This is a genomic window from Klebsiella sp. GG_Kp173 (genome assembly GCF_040062415.1).
Taxonomy (GTDB): Bacteria; Pseudomonadota; Gammaproteobacteria; order Enterobacterales; family Enterobacteriaceae; genus Klebsiella; species Klebsiella quasipneumoniae.
Genome location: NZ_JBEAFZ010000001.1, coordinates 56,527 through 70,601, shown reverse-complemented (window position 1 = coordinate 70,601; position 14,075 = coordinate 56,527). Strand labels below are relative to the sequence as shown.

Below are 14,075 nucleotides of genomic sequence, written 5' to 3'. Positions count from 1 at the left end.
TGCCGGGTGGCGGCTGTGCCTTACCCGGCCTGCAGGGCTTATCCGGCCTGGAACGACTGAACCCGAAGAAACATTTATCCGCTCCGCTATTCCAGCCGCCAGCTCAGCACCGGCCAGCCGTATCCGGCACCGGCCGCCTGCAGCTGCGGACAGGGATTGACCAGCCGCACGCGATCCGCATGCAGGCACAGCGGCAGATCGTTAATGGAATCGGTATAGAACGTCACCTCGCCGTCATACTGCGGATGCGCCTCGCGCCACTGCGCCAGACGCGCCACCTTCCCCTGCTGATAGCTGGGGATCCCGGCAATGACCCCGCTGTAGCCGCCGTCGACCATCGCCACGTCAATGCCCAGCGCCTGATCGATCTCCAGCGCGGCGGCCACCGCCTGCACCAGCAGGCTAACCGAGGCGGAGATAATCAGCATCTGCTCCCCCTCGGCCCGCAGACGACGAATGAGCTCCCACGCCTGCGGATAGACCCGGGGGAGGATCGCCTCGCGGACGCAGCGGGCCACCAGCGCGTCAACGTCCGATTTCGGTATTCCGGCCAGCGGCGCCTGGATCAGGGCCACATAATCGGCGATATTCATCTCTCCCCGGTCATAATCCGCCATCAGCTGCGCCTCGCGGGCAAGATACCCCTTCTGCGTCGCCAGCCCTTCGCGAACCATAAACTGGCTCCAGACCGTACTGCTATCGCCCTGTATCAGGGTGTTATCGAGATCAAAAATCGTCAGCGTGTTGCCCATGGTACTTTCCCTTACTGGTCAAAATAAGCTGCCGGGAGCATGCGTAAAAAAGATGACAGGAAAATGAACCGGACGCCGCAGCGCCCGGCTCGTCGTCAGCCGGCGCGGACCTTGCCGGTGCGGAACACCAATACGATCCCGCCGACGATCGCCACCATACCGACCATCGCCGCCGCCGACAGCCGGTTGCCCAGTAGCAGATAATCCAGCAGCGCCGTGATCGCCGGCACCAGATAAAAGAGGCTGGTGACATTGACGATATTTCCCGCGCTCAGCAGACGATACAGCAGCAGCTGGGCGACCACCGAAATCAGCAGCCCGAGAAACAGCACCGGAATAACCAACCCGACGTTAACGGTAAACCGGAAGCCGCTGACCGGGGCGATCAACAGGCACAGCCCCAGACTAACGGCGTACTGCAGCGGCAGGACATCCGCCGGCGACTGACGGCTGTGCTTTTGCCACAGCGCGCCAAAAGTCATCAGCAGCAAAGCCGCCAGCGCAAACAGGATCCCCGCCATTGCCATGGGCGACGCCGCCAGGCTGCGCCATACCAGCAGCACCAGCCCCGCCAGGGCAAGCAGCAGCCCCAGCAGCCGCCGCCCCTGCAGGCGGCGCTCCACCACGCAAAGCGTGAGGATCGGCTGGATCCCCATCATGGTGGCGATAAGCCCCGGCGTCACGCCGTTGGCCATCGCCTCGAAGTAACAGACCGAATAGCCGCCAATCAGCATCAGGCCGGTGGCCGCGGTCTGCAGGCGGGTGCCCGGCGCGGGCAGCCAGCGCCGACGGACGATGGCCAGCGGCGCCAGCGCGACCAGGGCAATCAGAAAACGAAAGACCAGCAGCGCCATCGGCGAGGCATTGTCCAGTCCCCAGCGGGTGAAAATGGCCGCGCTGCCCCACAGCAGCACAAAGGTGGCCGTTGTCGCCTGCGAGGCGAGCAGAGAATAGCGAACGTGCATAGCATGCTCCCGAACGTCAAACACAAGGTATCAAGCGTCATACCGGCAGGTAAGCGCCTGGAAAGACGGCGTTAAGCGCCGAAAACAACCCGGTCTGGAGGGGGAGGCGGTGGGCAGAGCGTGGCGAAGCAATGATGAGGCGCAGACGTCATCCACCCCGCGTCGAAAGCGGCGCCGGGTAAAGTCTCGGTGGCGATGGCGTTATGCGTCATGGAATGCCTCGTGAGATGTTGATGACAGAATCCTGGCACAGACTGTTGCGGAGTGACAACTGCCCTTTATGGCTGATCCATCCCATCGTTGTTTATTTTTAATCGTAAATAAACGTAAAGGCGGCATCAGCTTATTTAGCCGTTCTTTTTAATCGGCTATAAAACAAAGCAGTCTGCTTGCTACTTCGAAAATAACGATATGAAGCCAAAACTGAAGCATGCTCTCTTGTTAATTCCTTTTTTGCTGTTGGCAGGATGCTCTTCCTCACCGAAACAGGCAAAACATACAAAATCTCATGCGGATATGACCATTGATAGCGGATCGGACGATCTGATCCCGGTGGTGGCGGCCCTGCATGATCAGATGCACACCTGGCAGGGAACCCCCTATGAATGGGGCGGGACTGAACAAAGCGGCGTCGACTGCTCGGGTTTCGTCTGGCGCACGCTGAAGGATCGCTTTAACCTGCCGATGGAGCGGATCACCACCCGCGAGCTGCTGCACATGGGCGTGCGGGTCAATAAGCGGGATTTACGTCCCGGCGATCTGGTGTTCTTCCGCACCCGGGCCGGGATGCACGTCGGCTTTTACGATACCGATCATAATTTCCTTCACGCCTCGAGCAGCCAGGGCGTGATGCGCTCTTCGCTGGACAACCCTTACTGGGAGTCGGCGTTCTATCAGGCGCGCCGTCTGCCGAAGGAGTATAACGCGCAGATCACCATGAACAGCGACACCCTGCATCTGGCGAAGAATCGCCGCTAAAAAAAAGCCGCAGCCTGGGCTGCGGCGGGTGGTTCTGAAGTTGATCAGAACTGGTAGGTCATGCCCAGCGCGACGATGTCGTCATCGTTGATGCCGAGTTTGTTATCGCTTTTCAGCTGGTTGATTTTGTAATCCACGAAGGCGTTCATGTTTTTGTTGAAGTAGTAGGTCAGGCCCACGTCAATGTAGTTAACCAGATCTTCGCTCCCCACCCCTTCGATATCCTTCCCTTTCGACAGCACATAGCCGAGGGACGGACGCAGACCGAAGTCGAACTGATACTGGGCCACCGCTTCAAAGTTCTGCGCTTTGTTGGCAAAGCCGCCGCTGATCGGGGTCATTTTGCGGGTTTCAGAGTACATGGTCGCCAGGTAGATATTGTTGGCGTCATATTTCAGGCCGGTCGCCCAGGCTTCCGCTTTCGAACCCTGGCCGCGGGCCAGCAAGTTCTGATCGTTGGTACGGTCGGAGCTAGTGTAGGCTGCGCTGACGGCGAAGTCGCTGCCGCCGAAATCATAGCTTAACGAGGTGCCGACGCCGTCGCCGTTCTGTTTCTTCGCTTCACGGCCTTCGTTTTTACCCTGGTACTGCAGGGTCAGATCCAGGCCATCCACCAGACCGAAGAAGTCGGTGTTGCGGTAGGTCGCCAGGCCGCTGGCGCGCTTGGTCATAAAGTTATCGGTCTGAGCGGATGAGTCGCCGCCGAATTCCGGGAACATATCGGTCCAGGCTTCCACGTCGTACAGGGCGCCAAGGTTACGGCCGTAGTCGAAAGAACCGTAGTTCTTCAGCTTCACCCCAGCGAACGCCAGACGAGTCTTCTGGCTGGAGTCGCTCTCGGTTTTGTTACCCGAGAATTCAGATTCCCAACGGCCATAGCCGGTCAGGTCTTCGTTAATCTGCGTTTCGCCTTTAATACCGAAACGCACGTAAGTCTGATCGCCATCTTTGCTGTCATAGTCGCTGAAATAGTGCATGGCTTTGATCTTGCCGTACACATCCAGCTTGTTCGCGTTCTTATTATAAACTTCCGCTGCCTGCGTCGCTGTTGAAGCCACAAAGCCCATCATCATTAATGCCAGAGTACTCTTTTTCATTATTCAGTCCTGGTGATTTATTTATACGCGCTATTCAATTGCGGGCTCTCGCCCATCAAAAACAGGAGTTTTTTAACGCCGGCATATTAAATATTTATGACAATGTGGAACTTTTTATAAAAAAGAGTATTTAAATGTATCTGACATATTTTTGTCACATACCCTCTCCAGAATGCCCGATCCCGCGCAATAAAATGGCGCGCCCGCCGCCCCGGGTGTTGGCAAGCGGGCCGACTCCTGCTACAACATCAGCTCGATATCGATATTCCTTTTGAACGGCAGAGAATCATGAGTGAAAGCCAGACGCTGGTGGTAAAACTGGGCACCAGTGTTTTAACAGGCGGGTCCCGTCGCCTGAACCGCGCCCATATCGTCGAGCTCGTGCGCCAGTGCGCACAGCTGCACGCCATGGGACACCGTATTGTCATCGTGACCTCCGGGGCCATTGCCGCCGGGCGCGAGCACCTTGGTTACCCGGAACTGCCCGCCACCATCGCCTCCAAGCAGCTGCTGGCGGCGGTGGGACAAAGCCGTCTTATCCAGCTGTGGGAACAGCTGTTTTCTATCTATGGCATTCACGTTGGCCAGATGCTGCTGACCCGCGCCGACATGGAAGACAGAGAACGGTTCCTCAACGCCCGCGACACCCTGCGCGCCCTGCTGGATAACAGCATCGTCCCGGTCATTAACGAAAACGACGCCGTCGCCACCGCGGAAATCAAAGTGGGCGATAACGACAATCTCTCCGCGCTGGCCGCGATCCTCGCCGGGGCGGATAAGCTGCTGCTGTTAACCGACCAGCCTGGCCTGTTCACCGCCGACCCGCGCAGCAACCCGCAGGCGGAGCTGATTAAAGACGTCTACGGCATCGACGACGCGCTGCGCGCCATCGCCGGCGACAGCGTCTCCGGACTCGGCACCGGCGGCATGGGCACCAAGCTGCAGGCCGCGGACGTCGCCTGCCGCGCGGGGATTGATACCATCATCGCCGCCGGCAACCGCCCGGACGTCATCGGCCACGCGATGGAAGGCCTGCCGGTAGGCACCTGCTTCCACGCCCAGGAGTCTCCGCTGGAGAACCGTAAGCGCTGGATCTTCGGCGCGCCGCCGGCCGGTGAACTGACCGTCGATGCGGGCGCGACCCAGGCGATCCTCGAAAGAGGCAGCTCGCTGTTGCCAAAAGGGATCAAAATCGTCAGCGGCAACTTCTCCCGCGGCGAAGTGATCCGCATCCGCAATAGCGAAGGACGCGATATCGCGCACGGCGTCAGCCGCTACAACAGCGACGCGCTGCGCCTTATCGCCGGCCAGCACTCGCAGCAAATCGATGCCATTCTGGGCTATGAATACGGCCCGGTGGCCGTCCACCGCGATGATATGATCATCCGTTAAGGAGCTGAAAATGCTGGAACAAATGGGCATTGCTGCCAAAGCGGCCTCCTGGCAGCTGGCGTTACTCTCCAGCCGGGAAAAGAACCAGGTACTGGAAAAGATCGCCGATTATCTGGAAGCGCAGACCGACGATATTCTGCGCGCCAACGCGGAAGATTTAGCCGAAGCTCGCGCCAATGGTCTGAGTGAAGCGATGCTCGATCGCCTCGCGCTGACCCCGGCGCGCCTGAGCGGCATCGCCAGCGATGTGCGCCAGGTGTGCAATCTGGCCGACCCGGTCGGCCAGGTGATCGACGGCGGGCTGCTGGACAGCGGTCTGCGTATTGAACGTCGCCGCGTCCCGCTGGGGGTGATCGGCGTGATTTATGAAGCGCGTCCCAACGTGACGGTCGACGTCGCCTCCCTGTGCCTGAAAACCGGCAACGCGGCGATCCTGCGCGGCGGGAAAGAGACCTGGCGCACCAACGCCGCCACGGTGAAGGTGATCCAGCAGGCGCTGCAGGAGTGCGGTCTGCCGGCCGCCGCGGTACAGGCCATTGAGAGCCCGGATCGCGCGCTGGTGGGCGAAATGCTGAAGATGGATAAATACATCGATATGCTGATCCCCCGCGGCGGCGCGGGCCTGCACAAGCTGTGCCGCGAGCAGTCAACGATCCCGGTGATCACCGGCGGGATTGGCGTATGCCATATCTTCGTTGATGAAACCGCCGAGATCGCCCCCGCGCTGAAGATCATCGTCAACGCCAAGACCCAGCGGCCAAGCACCTGCAATACCGTGGAAACGCTGCTGGTGCACCGCAACATCGCCGACACCTTCCTGCCGGCGTTAAGCAAGCAGATGGCCGAGAGCGGCGTCACCCTGCATGCCGCCCCTTCCTCCCTGCCCGCGCTGCAGAACGGCCCGGCGAAGGTCGAGCCGGTGAAGGCGGAGCAGTATGACGACGAGTATCTGTCGCTGGATCTGAACGTCAAAGTGGTGGCTGATATGGATGAGGCTATCGCCCATATCCGCGAACATGGCACCCAGCACTCCGACGCCATCCTGACCCGCACCCTGCGTAACGCCAACCGCTTTATCAATGAAGTGGACTCTTCCGCGGTCTATGTGAACGCCTCCACGCGCTTCACCGACGGCGGCCAGTTCGGCCTCGGCGCGGAAGTGGCGGTCAGCACTCAGAAGCTGCACGCCCGCGGCCCGATGGGACTGGAAGCGTTAACCACCTATAAGTGGATTGGTTTCGGCGACGATACCATTCGTGCGTAAATGAGAACGGGCGATGCAAAAATAGGCAGTTGATTCCACTGGCTATTGACGCATCGCCCGCTAAGTTCTAACCTTTTGCCTCGTGATTCACGCTCGTGAACACCTCTTGCAGGGCCGATATAGCTCAGTTGGTAGAGCAGCGCATTCGTAATGCGAAGGTCGTAGGTTCGACTCCTATTATCGGCACCATTTCAAACTCTTCCCAAGTAAACCGAAATCAATTAAACCCAAGAATACTGCGCTTTGTAGCCCGGTTCTTATCTTCCGTTATCAACTTGATTCAACCGAAATCAAGCACCTGTTGGGGGCATAAGTGGGGGCGTTCTGTGTTCGGTCCAGGGAGATGCCCCCAATGAAGCTTAATGCTCGACAGGTAGATGCAGCTAAACCCAGAGAGAAAGCCTATAAGCTGGCAGATAGTGCTGGTTTGTATCTTGAAGTTGTTCCCTCTGGTTCCCGATACTGGCGGATGAAATATCGCTTCAATGGAAAAGAGAAGCGTATGGCTTTTGGGGTCTATCCGGCAGTTTCCCTTGCACAAGCGAGGGCAGTGCGCAATGAAGCTAAGAAAAAGCTGGCTGAGGGGATCGATCCATCTTTTGCCAAGAAAGAAGAAAAGCTGGTTCGGGATGTGCAGCTCAATAATACGTTTCAGGCTGTGGCGCTTGAATGGCACGGAACAAAGGTGAACCGATGGTCAGAAGGTTATGCCTCCGACATTATCGAAGCTTTCAATAAAGATATTTTTCCCTATATCGGCCAGCAGCCGGTGAATGAAATCAAACCGCTGGTTCTGCTTAATGTGCTGCGTCGAATGGAAAGCCGTGGCGCGACAGAGAAGGCTAAGAAGGTTCGCCAGCGCTGCAGTGAAGTTTTTCGTTACGCCATCGTTACTGGACGCGCGGAATACAATCCTGCTGCAGATCTAACCAGTGCGATGTCAGGGCATGAATCAAAGCATTATCCCTTCCTTACTGTTGAGGAGTTACCAGACTTCTTTAAAGCCCTCGCAGGCTACACAGGAAGCCCGTTAGTTGTTCTTGCAGCACGTCTGCTGATCCTTACGGGAGTTCGTACTGGCGAGCTCCGAGGTGCTTTCTGGAGTGAGTTTGATCTTGAAAAAGCGGTGTGGGAAATTCCCGCTGAGCGTATGAAGATGAAACGCCCTCACTTGGTGCCCCTCTCTACCCAAGCGCTGGAAATCATACAGCAACTCAAAGTGATGTCTGGGCAATATCCTCTGGTGTTTCCTGGCCGGAATGATCCCCGCAAAACGATGAGCGAAGCAAGTATAAATCAGGTGTTCAAGCGGATTGGATATACGGGGAAGGTAACGGGACATGGTTTCCGTCACACGATGAGTACGATTTTGCATGAGGAAGGGTTCAATACGGCATGGATTGAAACCCAGCTTGCGCATGTCGAGAAGAATGCGATTCGCGGGACGTACAACCATGCGTTGTATTTTGAAGGGAGGAGGGAGATGATGCAGTGGTATGCGGATTATACTAGTACTTTACGAAGGAATTGATTATTACGAGCTTAATGTTTTGAAAGACAGCCTCGAAGAAGATTATTGTCAGTCTGGATGTTTAGGCCGGTATGAGGCCAATATATGCCATCGGCTACAATAGTCGAAAAATCAGAGTAGTAGTGAACATTGCTACAAAATTTGTGCAAAAGCCGAAGCTTGGCCTGCCTACACTTCGATGCTATTTTCAACAAAACTAAATAAGGGAGGTAAGTATGTTTGAGGCTATCCAGCCACTGGATATATACAATAAGAACATCAACATACTGATTGGCTCAGGCGCTTCAGCAGACTTGTTCCCGACGCTGTCCCTAGCCATCAAGAATGCAGAGGGACGGCGAGAAACGATCGAGACGCTCGCCACACAGTTTGAAAACTCGCCAGAGAAGCAAACCGCGTTATTCATGCACTACTACAACACATGTATTTTTCCAGTGCAGACATTCAATCCAAGTTTAGTTACAACGAATAAAGGAAAAGAAAATCTCAAGAATTATGAGATTTTTTTAACAACCCTTTTGGGGTTGTTGGATAGAAGGAAAGACCTCAACCGCAAAATCAATATTTTTACCACAAACTATGATGGATGCCTGTCCCATACAGCTGACAGCCTTCTCATGAAGGGATCACATGATTTTGTGGTGAATGATGGTACCTCCGGTTTTCACACAAAGCATCTTCATTCCAAAAACTTCAGTACTTTTCAATGTCAAACTGGAGTATTTGAACGAAGCAACTATGGCATCCCGCAGCTAAACATTATCCATCTTCACGGTTCGGTTTACTGGTCAAAAAGCGGTGATAAGATTGAAGTCAATTACCGCAATGATTTTATTAACCTTTTGACAGAAGAGACACTCGGAAATTTAAATGGATATTCAGAATTTCTTGGTGTCGATGGCAACAGAACCGAAGGCATTCCATCCTTGGCATTCAGTCAAGACCAGATAGATATTTTCTGGGGGGAGTACAATAAGCTGCCTATTGTCAACCCCACTAAGTGGAAGTTTTACGAAACTGTCTTCGAAGAACACTACTACCAGATGCTCAGGCTATTAAGCTATGAGCTTGAAAAACCAAATTCTATACTCATAACATTTGGCTTTTCGTTTGCTGATGAACACATTCTCAGACTGATCCAACGCTCCCTCTCCAACCCACAACTTCATACTTTTATTTGTTGTTATAGCAACAATAGTGCAAATAGCATGCGGGAAGAATTTAAATCTTGGAAAAACGTCCAAGTAATTGGGCCCGCTGAAGATATGAATATGGACTTCACCAATTTCAATAAATATGTTTTATCACTCACGCCAGACACTTATGAACCTCCATTAAAAGCTGAAGAGGAGGATCTGATATGAGTATCATCGTAGGTGAGGTCATTGCAGTGAGTGGAGTGCGTATCTCCCTTCGAATTTTTGAAGACTCCAATCATGAAACTATTTTCTACGGAGGAGTTAAGTACAGAGGTATTTCACTTCGGGAGCATGTATCTATTCAGCGAGGCTTTATAGATATTGTCTGTCTTGTTGAAGGTGAATTTTTGGATGAGAAAAGGCTAGAGACTAATGCCGAGAAGGTCCAATATGTACGAAAAGTGGATGTTCGCCCCATTGGTTATATAGTAGATGATAAGTTTTTTGAAGGTGTGAAGTACATGCCGATGATCCGAGACAAGGCATCTCTACTCAGCGAACTTATGGTAGGGAAAATTTATGGGGCGGACGGTAAAACAGGCTTTTCTATTGGCTCTATGCTCAAGGAGAATGTACCCATCGACCTCCCATGGATGCGATTATTCAACAGCCATTTAGGCATATTTGGTAACACCGGGAGTGGTAAATCTAATACGCTAGCTAAACTTTATACTACACTTTTTAATGAGCGACTCCAAGCATTACAGCACAAGAGCCACTTCGTTATCATAGATTTTAATGGTGAATACACGGAAGATCAGCTACTACCAGCTAAGAATAAGCAAATCACAGTGCTGGACTCTAAAAAAGCAAAGCACAAATTCAAGATTGAAGGCGCTCATTTTTGGGATGTCGAAACCCTAAGCCTCTTGTTTCAGGCAACTACGAACACACAACAGCCATTTCTGCGTCGCGTTCTATCTGGTAAGGAAAAATTTAAAACTACACCACTCAAAAGGTATGTAGAAAAGGTTTTTGAAAAAGTTTTTAGTACAGGTGAAGCGAAATCAGATGCTTTGGATTTGAGCCGTGAAATTGCACGCATGATTGACTGCAAATTGCTTCAAGAACATTTAAAAGGAATTATTTATTACAATAAAGATAAGTATTTTAAGCATGCCAGCGGAACGTACTATAATTCAAATGGCAATGGATTTGACGCGAATATAAAACCCATTATTGATGAGAGTGTTAATTTAGATGGAATTGATCAATTCGACGAACTAATATTGCGGTGCTACCTCCAACTCTGTTCAGATGTTGTATTTGGCTATGCCCAATACGAACACATTCAACCGGTGCTAGCTAGGGCCAAATCATCTATATCGGCTCTGCGTAATGTTCTTGAAATCGTTGATGTGCCACAACCTCCGCATCTCTTACATGTTATCTCTTTAAAGAAATGCAAGAATGAGATAAAAAAGATCTTGCCACTGCTTGTAGCCAAAAATTTATACACAAATCATAAAGATGCAGAGAATCTTAAAAGCCCTCCAAGCCGGACTCTGCACCTTATCATTGATGAGGCACACAATATTTTGTCAGAGCAGTCCACCCGTGAGCATGAAATCTGGAAAGACTACCGGCTTGAACTCTTTGAAGAAATAATTAAGGAGGGACGCAAGTATGGCGTATACCTCACACTATCTAGTCAGCGGCCTGCAGACATTTCACCTACTATTGTTTCCCAGATTCACAATTTCTTCATACACCGATTGGTTAACGATCGCGACCTTATGCTATTAGATAATACAATTAGCACGTTAGATTCCAGTTCTAAGGCTCTCATACCGACTCTAGCCAAGGGCTGCTGCGTAGTCACTGGAACCGCTTTTGATCTTCCAATGATATTGAAAATTGAACCGCTGCTGAAACAGCATCGACCCAGCAGCGACGATGTGAACCTTGAAGAACTTTGGGCGCTACCTCCAGCTTAATATTAACTCTAACAGAATGTGCCCTGTGAATATCTTCAGGGCTTCCTGATATAGAAGGTTACTCTAGATTATCTCGCTGTCCATACAAGACATAGAGAGAAGCTTTGCTTCTTTCATATATAAAAATTCAAATATATTTTTTGACATTGTGTAAGCGCACCCGTTTTAGTTCCACGCACTTTTTGAGATTTCCGGGGTTTTGACCCTGGCCAAAATTCAGTACAGTGCTATCTGTTCTTCGGTATAGCGGGTCTTTTTCATGGCGATGTGCCTCTCTGTGAGATGGAAGAAAGACCAGAGACTTCAGTTTAGCCTGCACTGGTTTCAGGGAGGAGATCAAACAGAACTAAGTTCTAATCATTTTTTTCACGTCCGAACGGTGAACCGGCCTAAAACTCGCTTTTAGGTCGGTCAACTGTTGAACAAGCCCCAGAGGGTGAGGTGGGAAATTTTTAAATGTTATTTAAATATCGCAAGTCTAGTTTCTCCAATGCTTATGTTGTGGTGCTAAAAATAAACTTATTAACTTCTCTAAAGTTAATTGTTTTAGGTAATTATCTTGGCAAAAACACCCGCCACAACGTCTTTTTGTTAATAGTGTTAAAGGCAATTGAACATTGTTCAATTCTATACTTAACGATGTATGTGCTACATCATAAAGTACGGTTTCGTCATAAATTTGAACGCTGGGATCATCAAGAACAATTTCCTCCAAGTACTTAAATAGTACTGGGTGGTATGGTTTTCGTATTGTTATCATTTTGCGTTGGCGTTCAAAATTATTCCAGTTCAGTAAAATGTCAGACATGCCTTGGAAATATCTTTCATTACTTGACATGTTTGGGACCCAAAACATCGGGTTTGTTTTTGTTATCCATATATCTAAATTTTCATGAAGTAGAAAATCGATATTAAACTTGAACAAAACAGGACCATATAGGTTTTGTCTCGGGAAATAACCATGAAGGTCCACTGTGTCCAAAAACACATCTCCCCAGACGTCATATTGCTTATCTTCCGGGTCGGATTCCTGCATCGTTTGAAATGCTCCAAGTCTTTCAATATCACTTCTTGAAACTAGCCCCCCATTCCTAATAAAAGATATTGCAGTTGCTACAGTATTTGCGTGATGAAAATACGTTATATCCTGTGAGCGTAAGAAAGAGTGTAGTTGTATGTTGTCAATCTTCATACTTTATCCTTGTTGTAATTTTTTATTTTTATCTACAACCTATCAAAAATTGAACCGATATCGGGTGTGAATAATTTGTGGTACAGTTTTGTTGCATAACTGTCAGTCATTCCAGATATATAGTCACATAAAACTCTGTTTTTATTTTCAGCATTTTTATAAGCACTGAGTGTGTTTTTGGGAAGCAGTCGGTTAGGGTTTTCACGTAAGACTTCAAATATCCTCAATATGATTTGTTGACCTTTATATTCTAGAACCTGAACTTCTGGTGTTTTTATTACCCGATTCATGACGAATTTTTTTAACGCTTTCAATATGCTCATACTGTCATTATCTTGGGTAGCTTTTAGCATTAAAAGTGGTGTGTCGAAAACATCATTCCTTTCAACGTATATAGATGAAATAAAATATCCTACTAACTTACTTATTGCGTGTTTTCTTTCTTTATTAGAGCCATCGAAGAGATTTGCATTATAGAAATCAATGTTTTTTGCCAATTGATTATTATTATGAGTTAAAATTATTGGGGTAATATCACTTTCCCACATGCTTTTAGTTATGAGACCTAATGCTATACCGTCTTCTAAATCATGAACTCCATATGAAATATCATCTGCAAGCTCCATAATTGTCGTGTCGAATGATTTGAAAATTGTTTCATGATGATTGCCCTCAACAAATTTAATAGTTGAAAATATCTCAATGTCTTTTTTAGGGATTTCTTTAAAAATCCAATCAAGTAAATTTTTTTCATCATCAAGATAACATTTGGGGGGGTGCCAGTTATCTAAATTTAAGGGAAGAATAGTTTTGGATATTTCCTTTTGATTATAGTTTCTTACTTCGCTATATGGAGCCGGATATTTTACCAGTCCTAAAAGGGCTCTTCGAGTCAAATCCATGCCATGATTTGGTGAGTATTCGGCAAGGCGACTAACAATTCTTAGGGTCTGTCCGTTGCCTTCAAATCCACCTGAATCAATCATGGAATAGTTAAGTGCTACTTCACCACCATGACCGAAAGGAGGGTGACCTATATCATGACTCAAACCAATAGCCTCAATCAGGCTTAAGGATGGAATCCACGATCTAATGAGTTCATCTGTCTTATACTTTTCATGTAATCTTTCACAAATGGCAGAGCCTATCTGTGCTACCTCTAAAGAATGTGTTAATCGTGTCCGGTAAAAATCATTTTCTCCGAGTCCTAATACTTGCGTCTTAGTTTGTAATCGTCTAAATGCTGCCGAATGAATAACTCTTGCTCTATCTCTTTGGTACTGGCTGTCTTCAGTATTTGAATTGAATTCTTTTACAGGGTAGTTATCATCATCATTCTGTTTTCTTCTACTCCAGTACGCAGCATTCATGCATTAATCCTCTGATTTTTAATGGAATTATTAAAATTATTTTTTTGCATAGAAAGATTTAAAGCAGATATTCTATTCTATCTAATAATTTAGATTTGTGGGATATGGTTTGTTATACAGTGCATGGATAGAGTGGTAATAATAACATGCAGTTATTATATTAATTTTAACTAATTCAATAATGACTTAAAGTTCAACCTAAGGTGTGTGTTCATCAGGTGTTCATAACTGAAAAATGGTTTTTTTAATTTCAGAGATAATATTGGTCACTTTTTTATTATTGCTGATTAACAATTACGTGAAAATAAAAAGGACGATGAAAAATGAAAAATGAAAAATGGAAATAACAAATAAAAAAGTTTTCCTTATTGGAAATAACATTGGTTTTAGGTGTTGCC

General features: G+C 49.0%; 11 protein-coding genes and 1 tRNA gene. 7 read left to right on the top strand and 5 right to left on the bottom strand.

What is annotated here, in order from left to right; translation table 11 throughout:
- Positions 1–86: 86 nt before the first annotated feature.
- Together ABLU50_RS00335 and ABLU50_RS00330 are read right to left on the bottom strand one after the other, a co-directional pair.
- The gene (locus ABLU50_RS00335) at positions 87–752 is read right to left on the bottom strand and encodes an HAD family hydrolase (RefSeq protein ID WP_049002969.1); all 666 of its coding nucleotides are present in this window, start codon (positions 750–752) and stop codon (positions 87–89) included.
- A gap of 95 nt (positions 753–847) precedes the next feature.
- Complete coding sequence (locus tag ABLU50_RS00330) at positions 848–1,717, bottom strand: DMT family transporter (RefSeq protein ID WP_087832599.1); 870 nt, start codon at positions 1,715–1,717, stop codon at positions 848–850.
- A gap of 411 nt (positions 1,718–2,128) precedes the next feature.
- Between ABLU50_RS00330 and ABLU50_RS00325 the strand changes: the two genes are divergently transcribed.
- Positions 2,129–2,695 carry an NlpC/P60 family protein gene (locus ABLU50_RS00325; RefSeq protein WP_032428599.1) on the top strand — a complete coding sequence of 189 codons (567 nt, stop codon included), beginning with the start codon at positions 2,129–2,131 and terminating at the stop codon, positions 2,693–2,695.
- 44 nt (positions 2,696–2,739) lie between these two features.
- Here the strand turns inward: ABLU50_RS00325 and phoE are convergent, their stop codons facing one another.
- Positions 2,740–3,792 (bottom strand): phosphoporin PhoE, encoded by a 1,053-nt coding sequence (gene phoE, locus ABLU50_RS00320; protein ID WP_004204700.1) that lies wholly within the window; start codon positions 3,790–3,792, stop codon positions 2,740–2,742.
- Between the two features lie 288 nt (positions 3,793–4,080).
- Between phoE and proB the strand changes: the two genes are divergently transcribed.
- From proB to ABLU50_RS00290, 6 genes are all read left to right on the top strand, one after another.
- Positions 4,081–5,184, top strand: a complete 1,104-nt coding sequence (gene proB, locus ABLU50_RS00315) for a glutamate 5-kinase (RefSeq protein WP_008805306.1) — start codon at positions 4,081–4,083, stop codon at positions 5,182–5,184.
- A gap of 10 nt (positions 5,185–5,194) precedes the next feature.
- Positions 5,195–6,448 carry a glutamate-5-semialdehyde dehydrogenase gene (gene proA / locus ABLU50_RS00310; protein WP_062914655.1) on the top strand — a complete coding sequence of 418 codons (1,254 nt, stop codon included), beginning with the start codon at positions 5,195–5,197 and terminating at the stop codon, positions 6,446–6,448.
- 113 nt (positions 6,449–6,561) lie between these two features.
- Positions 6,562–6,637 (top strand) — tRNA-Thr (locus ABLU50_RS00305).
- A gap of 163 nt (positions 6,638–6,800) precedes the next feature.
- Positions 6,801–7,979: an integrase arm-type DNA-binding domain-containing protein gene (locus ABLU50_RS00300; RefSeq protein WP_087832600.1), complete on the top strand. Its 1,179-nt coding sequence runs from the start codon at positions 6,801–6,803 to the stop codon at positions 7,977–7,979.
- A gap of 215 nt (positions 7,980–8,194) precedes the next feature.
- Complete coding sequence (locus ABLU50_RS00295) at positions 8,195–9,343, top strand: SIR2 family protein (RefSeq protein WP_087832601.1); 1,149 nt, start codon at positions 8,195–8,197, stop codon at positions 9,341–9,343.
- Positions 9,340–11,115 carry an ATP-binding protein gene (locus ABLU50_RS00290; protein ID WP_087832602.1) on the top strand — a complete coding sequence of 592 codons (1,776 nt, stop codon included), beginning with the start codon at positions 9,340–9,342 and terminating at the stop codon, positions 11,113–11,115. Before ABLU50_RS00295 ends, ABLU50_RS00290 begins: the two co-directional genes overlap by 4 nt.
- Positions 11,116–11,593: 478 nt before the next feature.
- Here the strand turns inward: ABLU50_RS00290 and ABLU50_RS00285 are convergent, their stop codons facing one another.
- Together ABLU50_RS00285 and ABLU50_RS00280 are read right to left on the bottom strand one after the other, a co-directional pair.
- Positions 11,594–12,307, bottom strand: coding sequence for a hypothetical protein (locus ABLU50_RS00285; protein ID WP_087832603.1), 714 nt, complete (start codon positions 12,305–12,307; stop codon positions 11,594–11,596).
- 32 nt (positions 12,308–12,339) lie between these two features.
- Positions 12,340–13,677, bottom strand: coding sequence for an anti-phage deoxyguanosine triphosphatase (locus tag ABLU50_RS00280; RefSeq protein WP_087832604.1), 1,338 nt, complete (start codon positions 13,675–13,677; stop codon positions 12,340–12,342).
- Between the last annotated feature and the right edge of the window lie 398 nt (positions 13,678–14,075).

Bases quoted from the DNA above. Each gene is read 5' to 3' on its own strand.
- ABLU50_RS00335 (WP_049002969.1), bottom strand. From the start codon at position 752: ATGGGCAACACGCTGACGATTTTTGATCTCGATAACACCCTGATACAG.
- ABLU50_RS00330 (WP_087832599.1), bottom strand. From the start codon at position 1,717: ATGCACGTTCGCTATTCTCTGCTCGCCTCGCAGGCGACAACGGCCACC.
- ABLU50_RS00325 (WP_032428599.1), top strand. From the start codon at position 2,129: ATGAAGCCAAAACTGAAGCATGCTCTCTTGTTAATTCCTTTTTTGCTG.
- phoE (WP_004204700.1), bottom strand. From the start codon at position 3,792: ATGAAAAAGAGTACTCTGGCATTAATGATGATGGGCTTTGTGGCTTCA.
- proB (WP_008805306.1), top strand. From the start codon at position 4,081: ATGAGTGAAAGCCAGACGCTGGTGGTAAAACTGGGCACCAGTGTTTTA.
- proA (WP_062914655.1), top strand. From the start codon at position 5,195: ATGCTGGAACAAATGGGCATTGCTGCCAAAGCGGCCTCCTGGCAGCTG.
- ABLU50_RS00300 (WP_087832600.1), top strand. From the start codon at position 6,801: ATGAAGCTTAATGCTCGACAGGTAGATGCAGCTAAACCCAGAGAGAAA.
- ABLU50_RS00295 (WP_087832601.1), top strand. From the start codon at position 8,195: ATGTTTGAGGCTATCCAGCCACTGGATATATACAATAAGAACATCAAC.
- ABLU50_RS00290 (WP_087832602.1), top strand. From the start codon at position 9,340: ATGAGTATCATCGTAGGTGAGGTCATTGCAGTGAGTGGAGTGCGTATC.
- ABLU50_RS00285 (WP_087832603.1), bottom strand. From the start codon at position 12,307: ATGAAGATTGACAACATACAACTACACTCTTTCTTACGCTCACAGGAT.
- ABLU50_RS00280 (WP_087832604.1), bottom strand. From the start codon at position 13,677: ATGAATGCTGCGTACTGGAGTAGAAGAAAACAGAATGATGATGATAAC.